The sequence below is a fragment of the Streptomyces sp. B21-105 genome (assembly GCF_036898465.1).
Taxonomy (GTDB): Bacteria; Actinomycetota; Actinomycetes; order Streptomycetales; family Streptomycetaceae; genus Streptomyces.
On record NZ_JARUMJ010000001.1, the window covers coordinates 5,067,483 to 5,079,872 of the forward strand.

Annotated in this window: 12 protein-coding genes and 2 pseudogenes; 5 read left to right on the plus strand and 9 right to left on the minus strand. The window is 67.5% G+C overall.

The window, feature by feature from the left end; translation table 11 throughout:
- Positions 1-10: 10 nt before the first annotated feature.
- Complete coding sequence (gene sigJ / locus QA802_RS22910; RefSeq protein WP_334525832.1) at positions 11-895, plus strand: RNA polymerase sigma factor SigJ; 885 nt, start codon at positions 11-13, stop codon at positions 893-895.
- A gap of 86 nt (positions 896-981) precedes the next feature.
- On the plus strand, positions 982-1,470 hold the full coding sequence (locus QA802_RS22915) for an RICIN domain-containing protein (protein WP_334525835.1): 489 nt from the start codon (positions 982-984) through the stop codon (positions 1,468-1,470).
- 67 nt (positions 1,471-1,537) lie between these two features.
- Here QA802_RS22915 and QA802_RS22920 read toward each other — a convergent pair whose 3' ends face one another.
- A complete protein-coding gene (locus QA802_RS22920) occupies positions 1,538-1,864 on the minus strand; it encodes a GYD domain-containing protein (RefSeq protein WP_334534821.1) in 327 nt (108 codons plus the stop codon).
- Positions 1,865-2,005: 141 nt separating this feature from the next.
- Positions 2,006-2,233, minus strand: a pseudogene (locus QA802_RS22925) (phosphorothioated DNA-binding restriction endonuclease); the annotation flags it as partial.
- On the opposite strand from QA802_RS22925, the pseudogene QA802_RS22930 reads away from it, so the two are divergent.
- Positions 2,150-2,614 (plus strand): annotated as a pseudogene (locus QA802_RS22930) (DUF3631 domain-containing protein); the annotation flags it as partial. The pseudogenes QA802_RS22925 and QA802_RS22930 overlap by 84 nt on opposite strands.
- A gap of 142 nt (positions 2,615-2,756) precedes the next feature.
- The gene (locus QA802_RS22935) at positions 2,757-4,292 is read left to right on the plus strand and encodes an ISL3 family transposase (protein WP_443042165.1); all 1,536 of its coding nucleotides are present in this window, start codon (positions 2,757-2,759) and stop codon (positions 4,290-4,292) included.
- Positions 4,293-4,397: 105 nt separating this feature from the next.
- Here QA802_RS22935 and QA802_RS22940 read toward each other — a convergent pair whose 3' ends face one another.
- Complete coding sequence (locus QA802_RS22940; RefSeq protein WP_334525838.1) at positions 4,398-4,706, minus strand: hypothetical protein; 309 nt, start codon at positions 4,704-4,706, stop codon at positions 4,398-4,400.
- Positions 4,707-4,873: 167 nt separating this feature from the next.
- Positions 4,874-5,512, minus strand: a complete 639-nt coding sequence (locus QA802_RS22945) for a hypothetical protein (RefSeq protein ID WP_334525840.1) — start codon at positions 5,510-5,512, stop codon at positions 4,874-4,876.
- Positions 5,513-6,232: 720 nt separating this feature from the next.
- On the opposite strand from QA802_RS22945, the gene QA802_RS22950 reads away from it, so the two are divergent.
- Complete coding sequence (locus tag QA802_RS22950) at positions 6,233-6,541, plus strand: lysine transporter LysE (protein ID WP_334525842.1); 309 nt, start codon at positions 6,233-6,235, stop codon at positions 6,539-6,541.
- 429 nt (positions 6,542-6,970) lie between these two features.
- On the opposite strand, the gene QA802_RS22955 is transcribed toward QA802_RS22950, so the two are convergent.
- The 5 genes from QA802_RS22955 to QA802_RS22975 all read right to left on the minus strand — a co-directional run bounded on the left by QA802_RS22955 (position 6,971) and on the right by QA802_RS22975 (position 12,303).
- The gene (locus QA802_RS22955) at positions 6,971-7,396 is read right to left on the minus strand and encodes a PIN domain-containing protein (protein ID WP_215207118.1); all 426 of its coding nucleotides are present in this window, start codon (positions 7,394-7,396) and stop codon (positions 6,971-6,973) included.
- A complete protein-coding gene (locus tag QA802_RS22960) occupies positions 7,393-7,671 on the minus strand; it encodes a CopG family transcriptional regulator (RefSeq protein WP_329471650.1) in 279 nt (92 codons plus the stop codon). The genes QA802_RS22955 and QA802_RS22960 overlap by 4 nt, the downstream gene beginning before the upstream one ends.
- Positions 7,672-7,733: 62 nt before the next feature.
- Positions 7,734-8,630, minus strand: a complete 897-nt coding sequence (locus QA802_RS22965) for a phosphorothioated DNA-binding restriction endonuclease (RefSeq protein ID WP_334525858.1) — start codon at positions 8,628-8,630, stop codon at positions 7,734-7,736.
- Between the two features lie 56 nt (positions 8,631-8,686).
- Positions 8,687-11,359 (minus strand): ATP/GTP-binding protein, encoded by a 2,673-nt coding sequence (locus QA802_RS22970; protein ID WP_334525860.1) that lies wholly within the window; start codon positions 11,357-11,359, stop codon positions 8,687-8,689.
- Entirely contained in the window at positions 11,260-12,303 is a 1,044-nt protein-coding gene (locus QA802_RS22975) for a DUF8758 domain-containing protein (protein ID WP_334525863.1), read from the minus strand. The genes QA802_RS22970 and QA802_RS22975 overlap by 100 nt, the downstream gene beginning before the upstream one ends.
- Between the last annotated feature and the right edge of the window lie 87 nt (positions 12,304-12,390).

Here is a 12,390-nt window from a genome sequence, read left to right on the forward strand (position 1 = left end):
GGTGTGACAGGTGAGCGGGAACATTTTTCTGGCCGACCGTTTCGAGGCGGAACGACCCGGTCTGCGGGCGGTGGCCTACCGGATGCTGGGCTCGCTCGCCGAGGCCGAGGACGCCGTCCAGGAGGCGTGGTTGAAGCTCAGCCGCACCGACACGAGCGACGTGAAGAACCTGGGGGCCTGGCTGACCACCGTCGTCGGCCGGATCTGCCTGGACATGCTGCGCTCACGCACCTCCCGCCGCGAAGACCCGATGCCCGAGCAGGAGGGATCCCTCCGCCTTCCGGACCCGGTGATCACCACGCCGGCCCAGGTCGACCCCGAGCAGGAGATCCTGATCGCGGACTCGGTGGGCATCGCCCTCATGATCGTGCTGGAGGCCCTCTCCCCGGACGAACGGCTCGCGTTCGTCCTCCACGACATGTTCGACCTGCCCTTCGACGACATCGCCCCCGTCCTCGGCCGGACCACGGTCAGCACCCGTCAGCTCGCCAGCCGTGCCCGCCGTCGCGTCCAGGGCGCCACCCCGGCCGCCGACACGGACAACGCCCGCAAACGCGACGTCGTGGACGCCTTCCTGACCGCCTCCCGCGGTGGCGACTTCGACGCGCTCCTGGCCGTCCTGCACCCCGACGTGATCGCACGCTCCGACGGCGGCACACGCGTCCCGAGCATCCTGCGCCGCGGCGCGGGTGACGTGGCGTCCCAGGCCGTCACCTTCGCCCGCTTCGCCGCGAACGCGCGTCTGGTGCTGGTCAACGGCACGCCCGGCGTCGTGGCGTTCGCCGAAGACCGGGCCCTGTCCGTCATGTCGTTCACCATTCAGGACGGCCGCATCACCCACCTCGACATCCTCACCGACCCCGACCGCCTGCCCGCCCTCGACCTGACCACCTGACCACCTGACGGCCTGCTAGCGTCCCGCACATGGTGAACATACGGCTGAGCCTGGGGGCTCTCGGGCTCCCCGGGATCTCCGTCGGGGTGGAGGACATCTCCCTCCCGACGCGGCGTAAGAAGAAGAACGATCCGGCCGGACCGTTCCTGATCACCGCCCGAGACTGCGGGCTGGCACTGGACACGGCGCTCGGCAATCAGTCGGGCAAACGGCCGCACCTTTGGCCACCGCATGCGGACCGCCATCAGCTGTGGTTCCTTCACCCGACCGGAGTCCAGGGTGAGGTGCTCATCGTCTCGGCTGCCAATGGACTCGCCCTCGACTCCACGACCGATTCGCACAACCCCAAGCTGTTGATGTGGGAACCCCACGCGGAACCCCAGCAACGCTGGCGCCTGAAGAAGTCGCCCGACGGGGCAGCGTTCGAGGTGCAGGCAGTGCACAGCCGACGGTGTCTGACAGCCCATGACAAAGCCGAGCGCGGATGGCGGCCTTGGTTCGAGGAGCGTCGCTCTACGTGGTCCCAGCAATGGATCTTCGCCATCCCGCACGGCGGCGACCCGACCGACAGGTGAGCCGGCGTCGGCAGGGAGGGCGCAGCCGAGTGTGAACCGGCCGGGGTTCCTGGTGCACAACGGTCCGCTACGCGCCGGGAGCCCGGTACTGGACCTGCCCGGCTCTGTGCAGGGCATCCATGGTTTCGTCGACGGTCAGGAGAACGGTCGTCTCGAACGAGCTGAGTGCGCCGCCCGAGCTGATCGCCAGGGCGACCGCGGCCATGGAGACGTTGTCCGGCGCCTCCCACAGGTTGTAGCCGTCGCGGGTGCCGAACGCGTACCAGAAGCCGTGGAGCTTGCCGCCGACGGACTCGATGTACGACTGAGCGGCCTTCGCGCGGTCCTCGGGGTGGCCGACGAGTCTCGCCCAGGTCTCCGGCGTGTAGCTGAACCTCGACAGATAGAGCGGCATCATGTCTCCCTTTCCTCCCAGCAAGGGATGCCCCCGCGGGTCGGACATGCCTCCGAGGCCGCCCGCGTATCCCCCGAACGGCCGCGACGACGGCCGACCAGTTCCAGGAGCCGGTCCCGGTCCCGCGCCGACAGGCCCCGCTCAGGACGCCGTGGCGGGGCGTGGGCTGCCGTGGAAGACCCGGCTGGTGTGCCAGGAGCGGTGCGCCGCCGCGACGGGGCGGGCGCCGGGCTGAGGACCGATGAGCGGTCGGCCGGAGAGCACGACGACGTGTTCGCGGGCGGCGCGGCTGTGGCCGACGAAGCGCTGGGAGACCAGGATGCGGTGGCCCTCGCCGACACCGAGCACGCCCTTGTCATCGAGATGGTGAACGCGGCCAAGACCAGCGATAAGGGCAGCATCGGAATCCGTCTGCTCACGGACCTGCGCGACTACGTGTTCAACGGCATCGACCGTCTGCCGACCGTCGCCATTCTCGACAGGCTGCACAGCCTCGAAGAGGCGCCGTGGGCCGACATGAGCGGCAAGCCGCTTGATGCCCGCGGGCTGTCGCGGATGCTGCGGGAGTACATGACCGCGGACAACACTCCCATTGCGGCCCGCAACATCAAGGCTGGCGGGAGCGTCATGAAGGGCTACTACGCGAGCGATCTGCACGACGCGTGGCAGCGCTACTGCCCACCCCCCGCGGAAAGTGCGCTACTTCCGCTACCTCCGCTACCGGGCAGCTCAGAGGCGGTTTCCGGGTAGCGGCAAGCCACTCCGCATCCGCTACCGCAAAACCCATCCGCTACCTGCCCCGCGGCCACGAACCCGAGCGGGGTCTGTGTAGCGAACGGCCCTGTCTCACATTCGGTGGTGACGGAGAGTCTTGAGGGTCGTTGACATTCGTGTGAAGGATGTCAACGAGCGTGTGCAGACGGTGTTTTCGGGTCTTTCCCCGCTGGTCGTCGAGGATGTGGTCGACGAAGGTGAGCGGATCGTGGTGCGGGCACGGACTCCGCGGGTCACTGCGGTCTGCCCGGTGTGCGAGGCCCCGTCGGAACGCGTGCACGGCTATCACTGGCGGACAGTCGCGGACGTGCCGGTCGATGAACGACGGGTGGTGGTCCGTGTGCGAGTGCGGCGTCTGGTGTGTCCCACGCGCGACTGCCGCCACACCTTCCGCGAACAGGTGCCCGGCGTCCTGGACCGGCACCAGCGGCGTACGACCCGCCTGACCAGGCAAGTCAAAGCCGTTGTCGAGGAGTTAGCGGGCCGAGCCGGGGCACGTCTGCTGGCGATATTGGCGGTGAGCCTGTCGCGTCACACGGCCCTGCGCGCCCTGCTGCGGATTCCGTTGCCCACCGGGCGGGTGCCTCGTGCGATCGGCGTTGACGACTTCGCGCTGCGCCGGCGGCACCGCTGCGCCACCGTGATCATCGATGCCGAGACTCATGAGCGGATCGACGTGCTGCCCGACCGCACCGCCGACACCCTGGAGGCGTGGCTGCGCGAGCATCCGGGGATCGAGATCGTGTGCCGTGACGGCTCGGCGACCTATGCTGAGGCGATCCGGCGCGCTCTGCCTGACGCGGTGCAGGTCGCGGACCGGTGGCATGTGTGGCACAACCTGTGCGAAGCCGCTCTGAGCGAGGTCAAGGCGCACAGCGCCTGTTGGGCCACCGTGTTGGACGCGCCCATTTACGACGGGCCCCGAGCCCAGACCACCCTGGAACGCTGGCACCAGGTCCACGGGCTGCTCGACCAGGGCGTCGGCTTGCTCGAGTGCGCCCGCCGTCTCCAGCTGGCCCTGAACACCGTCAAACGCTACGCGCGGGCCGATCGGCCTGAGCGCATGCTCCGCGTCCCCAAGTACCGCGCCAGCCTCGTCGACCCCTACCGCGAGCACCTGCGCAAACGCCGAGCCGATGACCCCGGCGTCCCCGTCAAGCACCTCTTCGAAGAGATCAAAGCCCTCGGCTTCACGGGCTGCCTGAACCTCCTGCACAAGTACATCAACCAGGGCCGCGCGGACGCCGACCGCAGCCATATCTCCCCGCGCAGGCTCGCCCGGATGCTGCTGACCAGGCCCGACAACCTCAAGGCCGAGCAACACGAGCTCCTGGCCAAGCTCACCACCGCCTGCCCCGAGATGACCCAACTGGCCGCCGATATCAGGGACTTCGCCCCGCTCCTTACGCCGCACGCCGACAACGCCGACGCACTCACGCGCTGGATCACCCAAGTCCGAGCAGCCGACCTGCCTCATCTCCACGCCTTCACCCGGGGCCTGGAACGAGACCGCGACGCCGTGAACTCCGCGCTCACGCTTCCGTACAGCAACGGCCCCACCGAGGGCGTCAACACCAAGACCAAACGGATCGCACGCCAGATGCACGGACGAGCAGGCTTCACCCTGCTTCGGCACCGCATCCTCCTCGGATAGCGGCACGCTCCGTCACCACCGAATGTGAGACAGGGCCGCTCACCGTACAGACCCGTCGGCCACTCCCGCGCAGCGGGGGAACCTCACCTCAGCGATTGAAGATCTCTAGCGTCCCACGGTGAGGGCCCAGTGAACCTGCGAAGGGGCGGTCACCTTGACGGTAGCGTGTTCGCGGGAACTCTGCAGGTTCAGTTGGTTGAAGGTGCTGCTGACCTCGCCGTCCACACATTCGAGGGGAAAGCTCAATCCGACCGGTTCCACGGAGACGGTCAGTGTTCCTTTGCCCTGACAGTTCACGAGGACCGACAGTTCCCCGGGTTTGATCCCGTCCCGGATCTCCAGCTCTTTGTTGCCGCTGGCGTTCGTAGCCTGCGCCACAACTTCTCCCCCCGGAAGGACCGGCGCCTTGGTCACGGTCTCCCCTGCGACCTGCTCGGCGCGAGTTGATGACGGCGAGACTGTCGGGGAGACGGTGGAACGGGCGGGGGACGTGTGAGGAGAAGGCTTGGCGTGGTCCTGGCCGCTCGTGCAGCCTGCAAGCACGACCGTTGCTGCCATTCCTCCGATTGTTGCGAGGACCCTTAGCTTTCCCACAGGTACCAGCCCACCCGGTAGGGGGAGTAACTGACGATAGTCTTCTTCGTCGACGTCTTGCAGTTGCTGTAGAGCACGTAACTGACCCCCGTGTGCTTGAGCCGCCAGACACCATACGTGGCGTTCGTGGTCCTGTGGGACGGGGTGTCTACGGAGATGGAGTTCCCTAGCTTGGCCGTGAGTTTCGCCGAAACGGTGATGTTGAACTTGGCCTTGATCTTGAGCAGCATTGTGTTGACCGACGCTTGCAGGTCGCCACTCACGGAGACACCTACCTCGCCCGTAACCTCCGACGTGAAGGTCGACTTTGCTGTTCTGGAGGTGGCGTTGTAGTTCGCGTTCGTGGGCCCGACCGCCCTGTGGTATTGCGCGCCCTGCGAAGTGGGGCTGTACACGGCAGCACGATCGCAGATCTCGGCGTTGGGGGTGTCGCCAGGAACTGGCTTGCCCGTGTACGTGGGCTCATCCGTGACCGGGTCGTTGGGAACTTGGGTGACCGAGGCGTCGGGAACGTCCGTGACGCTCTCCTCGGGCTCCTGTGGCGGTGCCGTGTTGATGACAAGGTCTTCTTCTGAGGCAACCGAAACAGCCGGAGACTCCTCCGTAGCCAGCGCGGGTCCGCTCATGATCGCGCACATCAGAAATGTGGCGGAGGTGAGAAAAGCGGCGCGACGTGCAGATGTATCCACAACGGCACCCATCCGGCCGGGACTGCCCTCTCGGCAGTCGAACACGGTGACCGTATGTCAGGAGCATGGCGGTAGCGGAGATTCCGGAGATTCTCTGAGGTTGAATTGAGGTAAGCGGGCGCGGACGATGATGAGAGGTCAGTGGACCCTCAATAATCTCGGTGAGTTGGGGTTTTTGCAGGTCAGGGGTAGTGGGGCCGTGCGCTTGTCTGCCTGCGTCGGCCGGCCCGCTGTAGACCCGCAGCACCGGCCGGTTGTGGAGGGGGCCAGCCCGTTCGAGCCGGGCCAGGTGGGCTGACACCCGCTTTAGGAGTTCGGTCCGAAACCACTTCGGCTGCGGTCGGCGGCTGGTGCGACGGCCGGGCAGAGCCGCTGGTGTACGTCCCTGTCCGGCGTCGTTGATGTCAGCCGTGGATGTCAGAGGCACCCGGGATTCGTAGCTCTGTGGGGACCCGGCACCTGGTCGTATAAGTCGATGCCGGGCGCCCGCTGTTCCTGGCCTTCGTGGTGGATGTGGGTCGTGGCGCTGCTGCGCTGCCGAACAGGTGGCTTTGATCACTCTTCCCCGACGCGTCGCGATTTCGTAGGGTCCGATCATTCGAGACTGGCTCTGGGGGGCGTGTGGCTGTTCCTGTGGCTCGGAGTCGTGCCCTGCGCGTGATCCGCGGCGTGGGCTCGTTCTTGAAAGAACCCTTGGGGGAGCTCGCCGGGGAAGTGGTGCTGACGGTTGTTGCCTGCCTTGTCGTGGCCGGTCTGGCTCTGGCGTTCGTCTGGGGATGGGAGCGCAGCCCGCTCGTCGCCGGCGGTGTAGGTGGTGCCTTGCTGGCCTTCCTCGGCTATGGCGGCTGGGAGCTGTTTCGTCCCGCCAGGCCAGGGCGGCGCGGGCGACTGGCCGGCGTGGCGGCCGCTACGTTTGCCGTGGCAGCCTTGTTCGTCACCTACGCCTGGTCCTGCAATTGCTCCTGAACGCCAGGCTGGGCACAGGCTTGCCATCGCCGTAGCGGATGGAGCGCGGACTTCTTCGTCCCGAAGCAACTTGAGTGGGGGCGCCACCTTGAGGTTGTGGGGCTCTCACCTGTGCGGATCGTCCGTTGGCGTCCGTGCTTGTTCGTCGCTGTTCGTCGGCGTTGTCACGCAGTTAGACACTCATTGCTGCGGCATGTCAGCTGCGTGCTCTGCGACTTGGCCAGGGCCGTCCATCGGGAGATTGGTCCGCAGGCCGGCCCGCTCGAACGAAGTCACCGTATTCGTCCTGGACCTCGTTGACCCAACTCCCGCGCACTGCGCCCGTGGCCTTCAGTCCTGGCCAGGATCCTGGGCTTGAAGCCGTGCGGGATGTCCCACTCCCGGGCTGGTGCCATCCCAGCTGCGGGCCCTTGAGGGGCGCGGGTAGGGTCACACCTTCTTGACGACGATGGTGTCCGGGACCAGCTTCTCCAGGTCGTCGACGTCCGAGGTGAAGATGGTGACTTGTCCCTTCTGCTGTCGCGCGATCACGGCGAGCACGGCGTCGATCGCGTACTTGTGGCCGTGCAACTTGGCGTCGGCCAGGAGACGGCGGGCCTGGCGGGCCTCGTCCTTCCCGATGTCGGCGACCTGGAGCCGGGACAGTACCCAGTCCCAGCGCTGTTCGGTCGTTCTGCCGTCGTACGCCTCGACCAGGGTCATTGGCGACGTCACCACTTCGGCCTCCCCTCGCGCCGCGAGGTCGAGCCAGGCGATCATCGTCCGATCACCGCGCACGGCCAGGGAGAGGGCTTCACAGTCCAGGACGAAGACACGGAGCGGCCTCTGCCCGTGCTCACCAACTCGCTTCTTCACGCAGCCTCTCCGGCGTTGTGTTGTCCGGAGGCGCGGCGCCGCTCGTGTTCGGCGTCGAGATCCTCCAGCTCGTCGAGGGCTGCCACACGCTCGTCCTCAGTCACGGGGCCGTGTTCTTCCTGCAGCCAGTCGACCAGTTCCAGGAGCCGGTCCCGGTCGCGCTTGAAGCGCAGCGCCTCGGCGACGTACGCCGACAGGCCCCGCTCGGCCGCGTCCGCGCGGATCTCGTCCAGGAGATCCTCGGGGATCGTCACGGTTACCTTCTTCGTCACCATATAAGAGACCATACTCTTGGTATCGCACTCCTTACCAGTGGGCGCGGTCGACGATTCGACGGTCAGGTGGCCGTGGCGGGGCGCGGGCTGCCGTGGAAGACCTGGCTGGTGTGCCAGGAACGGTGGATCGCGGCGACGGGGTGGGCGCCGGGCTGAGGTCCGACGAGTGGTCGGTCGGCGAGCGCGATGACGTGTTCGCGGGCGGCGGGGCTGTGGCCGACGAAGCGCTGGGAGACCAGGATGCGGTGGCTCTCGCCGACACCGAGGACGCCCTTGTCGAAGAGCTTGTGGTGAAGGGAACACAGGCACAGTCCGTTGTCGACGTCGTCGGGGCCGTCGAACGCCCACCAGCGCACGTGTGCGGCCTCCAGCCCGACCGGCACCGCGCCGATCCTGCCGTCGTAGCCGCAGAAGGCACACCGGTACTCGTAGGCCGTCAGGACCCGCTCCCGCATCTGGGGATCCCGCCGCCTCCGCACGGCGGCCGAGAGCTGTCCGGTCTCCGCCGGCTCCAGCTCCAGGCCGACAGATTCGCACAGGTCGGCGTGGAGCGAAGGCGGGAAGTGCAGGTCGAGCAGGACTCGTGCCATCCGGCCGAGTAGCTCCGGCTCACGCCGCAGCGCCGCCCGCAGCTCCGGCGCCAGCCGCCCAGCGGCCTCCGCGGCCCGCAACTCCCGCACCCCGCTGCCGGGGCTGCCCGGTCCGCGATCGGTGCGCACCTCCCACACGCCGTCGCTCACCAGGTGGTGGAACGGGTAGGCCGGAGTCGTCCTGTTCGGCGGACCGTACTCGGTCAGCAGCCGCTGCAGATCCTCCTCCACCGCGCTGTACCGCAGTTCGCCAGCGGCATCCTGCTGGAACCGACCGAGGGCGTACAGCAACAGCAACGGCTTGTGCGGAGCGCGGGTCCCGCTTCTGGTCCACTGCCTCAGTTTCGCGGTGCGCTCAAGCCAGTCCATGACCGGCGATCGTAGTCGCGCCTCGTTGACCAGCGATCTGCGCATGTGTGGAAAGCCTAACGAGTCGTGGCGAGGTGATTGCGACGTGTCGTAACCAGGCGGCGCCATCGTTCGCGGGTCTGTTGTTCTCCGTCGATCCACCGTGCTCGCGCGGTGTGCTCGGGAAGCGGAAGGCCGGCCATGAAGTGCGCGATCTCGACGTAGTAGACGTAGTCGCCGCTCTGCGTGAGTTCGCGCAGGCGTGTGATCGCGGTGGCGAGGTCGTCCTGGGCGTCGAGGACGGCGTGGTGAAAGCACAGGGCCAGTTGCAGTTTCGCCGCGGCGTAGGAAATGCCAGAGACACCGATTTCGGCGAGCAGTACGGCCGCCCGGCCGGGCAGGTCGGCGGCGAACCCGGCGTCGCGTACGAGCACGGCGATGCGAGCGGTCATCTCGCTGGAGCGCAGGCTGAGGTGGGACAACAGCCGTTCCGCCAGATCGAGTTCGTCATCGGCCCGAAGCGGATCGGAGAAGGAGACGGCGAAGGCGAGATGCGCCTGCACCATGGCGGTCTCGCCGACTACACCGTGCTCCTCGGCTTCGCTCCGGCCCGCCAGGTAGGCGGCTACCGCCCGCTCCATGTCGCCCTGCACCCACCACACGTCTCCCAGCACCCGATGGCGCCGCCCCTCCCAGCCCAGCCTCCCCGCGGCTTCGACCGCGGTCGGGAAGTCTCCGGACAGTCGGCTCAGGTGTGCCAGGCCGCGCCGAGCCGCGGAAGCGAGCCGACCGTCGGCGGAGGCGACGCGCTGCATGCCGCGACGCGATTCATCGGTCAGTCCGAGGTCTCGCTGGGCCTTCGCCAGGTAGTACGTGGCCAGTTCGACCAGGCCATCGGGGAGCAGCTCCGACGCGAGGACGGCTGTAAGGCGGCTGGCTGTGCGTTCACGATGTTCGTGTTGGCGCCTGGCGATGGCGCTGAGCGTTTCCACCAGGGCGTCCGCGGCAGTCTGTAGGCCGCTCGACGACGTGTCGTCGGCGGCGGGGAGTGCCAGCGGTTCCCAGATCGAGTCTCCTACGTACTGGAACGCGGCATCGGCGAGCCAGTCGAGATCGAGATGGAAGTCCCGCGCGAGGAACAGCCCTTGCTGGAGGCAGCCGACCAGGACGGTGCGCTCGCGTCGTAGGTCCTGGCGCCACTGTGATTCCAGGGCGCGGAAGGCTCGCCGGGCCGCGCGCTGCCAGTCCTGCTCCGACCAGCGGTCGTCGCTGCCGTCGTCCGCGTTGCGGATGGCGGAGCGGATCAGGTCGTGGATATGGAAGGGCCACACACCGGCGGTGGACTCCCGGATGAAGGGGCGCTCGGTCAGCCGCAGGGCGGGCGCGTCGTGGTCCATGCCGGCGGCTTGGGTGGCCAGGGGCACGGAGAACGCGCTGAGCAGGCTGACCGAGCGGAGCACGTGGCGCTCATCGGCGGTCAGGTCGCTGAGGGTACGGGCGATCAGGGCGGGGAAGTCGTGGTCGAAGTCGGTGACCTGCGGTTGTCTGCTGCCGCGTCGGAGTTCCAGGTAGCGCATGACCGACAGGTCTAGGTACAGGGGCAGCCCGTGGGAGCGCTCGGTGATGATCCGGCGGACCGGTTCGTCGATCAGTGGCTGCCCGTCGCGGCTCAGTCTGCGGAGCAGGTAGTCCTCGCAGTCTTCGGGAGAGAAGTCGCCGATCAGGACCTGACGGCCCGATACAGCTCGCCCCACATGTGCCGTGTCGGCTGCGAGACCGGGCCACGCGTGCGGCCCAGTCCAGTCGAGCTGCCCCTCCAGGCTCGTCTCCGCCCACTGGAGGCGGTTGCGTCCGGTGATGACGAAGAACGCGTTGGGCATCAACCACACGATGCGTTGGAGCAGACGTTCGAAGTCGCGGTGCGTGCGGTCGCCGGTGTCCTCGAAGGTGTCCAGCAGGATCACGGGCAGTGCGCCCTTGTCGGTCGGGAGTTGGGCGAGGTCCCAGGCGAGAAGGTGCGGGTAGAAGCTGAGGGCTTCCAGGTCGGGCTCGGCCTCCAAGAGGTCGGCCAGGCGGGAGCAGCCGGCGAGGGCGCGTACGGACTGGCGCCGTTCGCGTAACGCCTTGATGAGCGCTCCGGCCCCGTGACCGAGCGCACTGCCGACGGTGCCGGGCAGGAGCAGGGCTTGGGCGACGTCGCTGAGGGCGGACTGCATCTGCTGGGGCAGAGCGGCAGCGGCGCTGAAGCGGCCCAGCAGCCCGCCCCGGCGCAGGTGGTCCTCGATCGGTTCGCCCGGGTGGTTGTGCTCCCAGTAGCGGCGCAGGGCGAGGTCGAAGGCGGGCATCGGCCGGCCGAGCGCGGCGACGGCAAGGCGGATGGTGAGGACGGCACGCTCGAAATCCATGCCCGCGGTGCGCGCGAGGTCGATGCGGACGGGCAGCGTCCGTTCCTCGAGGTGGGACGGCGATTCCCACTGCACGGGGCGGTGCTCGCTGCGGGCGAGCGACGCCTCGATCTTGCGGGAGAGCGTGGACTTGCCGATCCCGCCCACGCCGTGGAAGACGAGGATGTTGCGGCGGGGACTCTCCAGGTCCTCCACGGCGAAACTCGCGCTGTTCACGTGCCGTATGTGCTCTGCGAGTCCGGCCGTCACCGCTCGCCACTGTGCCTGCCGGTTCGTGAACGCCTCACTGGCGGAGATGCTCCGGTCGTTCGAGCTGAACAGCGTTCGAAGGTCCCGCCCTGCCACCGCTCCCCCTGACGATCAACTGAGGCCAAGCCAAGCTCCGTTGACGACAGCATGGCACGCTCACATTCAGGCAGGTCCGCAGGCCGCATCCGGCAGTTGAGCCGACGGCCTCGGTCAGGGGACGGTGGCCACGGGTTTCCCCATTCTGCGTACTCACCCTCACAGGTCGAACAGGCTCTCCTGGAAGTTCTCGCCGATATTCCGTCGTGGGTAGAACAGGCCCAGCAGCAGGAACGTCTTGGGGCGGGCCGCGACGTTCCGACGAAGCAGTGCACGGCCTTCTCCGGAGTGACCATCCGGTCGAACCAGCGCTCGCGAAGCTTCTCCTCCACGCCGTCCTTCCCGTAGTGACGAACGAACTTGCGGTACGACTCGCCCGCCTCCCAGTCCCTCAGCCCCATGTCGTGACCACCGCACTCCTGATCCGCGCATCGGAAGCTGTACCGGAACTCAAGTGGCACCCACTCCAGTTGGCGAAGGTCCTGCGCGAGTAGATCCAACTGATCTGCCAGGGCCGCCTTCGAAGCTGGCCAGGGCTCAGCAGGAGCGAAGCGGAAGCCGGTGAACTCCTCTGGGCGGAAGACACCAAGCGACGTCCCTCGCAGCTCCTGGTCCCGCTTTACGGAGCACAGGGACGGCGCCACGAGGGGCTGAACATGCGAGAAGCGTTCGCGCCAGCCGTCCGCTGTCCCGAGGCGCTCGATGACCTTGAGGGTCTGCAGGTTGGGGCGCAAGCTCTCGGGACGGCGGTCCCCATGGTGTCGCTGCACGTCGACCTCGACGATCGAGTACTTGGCGAACTGGCTTTCTTCGTTCAGTAACCGGAACGGAACCGGGAAGAGCCGCACATGCTGGGGCGTTCCCTGGTCGAGCCGTATGCCGGCCACGCAGCTCGTCTCGTGGTATTTCGCGGACAGTTCCGGATAGGTCTTGACCGTGATCATGATCCGTGCGCGCTGTCGACTCCCCGATCCCATGGTTGCCCCCTCCACAGATCTCCCGATCTGCTGATTGGAGGAGAGGCATGCGCT

Excerpts from the sequence above, each read along its gene's own strand:
- QA802_RS22920 (WP_334534821.1), bottom strand. The coding sequence starts at position 1,864 with ATGCCGCTCTATCTGTCGAGGTTCAGCTACACGCCGGAGACCTGGGCG.
- QA802_RS22945 (WP_334525840.1), bottom strand. The coding sequence starts at position 5,512 with ATGAGCGGACCCGCGCTGGCTACGGAGGAGTCTCCGGCTGTTTCGGTT.
- QA802_RS22960 (WP_329471650.1), bottom strand. The coding sequence starts at position 7,671 with ATGGTGACGAAGAAGGTAACCGTGACGATCCCCGAGGATCTCCTGGAC.
- QA802_RS22965 (WP_334525858.1), bottom strand. The coding sequence starts at position 8,630 with ATGGACTGGCTTGAGCGCACCGCGAAACTGAGGCAGTGGACCAGAAGC.
- QA802_RS22975 (WP_334525863.1), bottom strand. The coding sequence starts at position 12,303 with ATGATCACGGTCAAGACCTATCCGGAACTGTCCGCGAAATACCACGAG.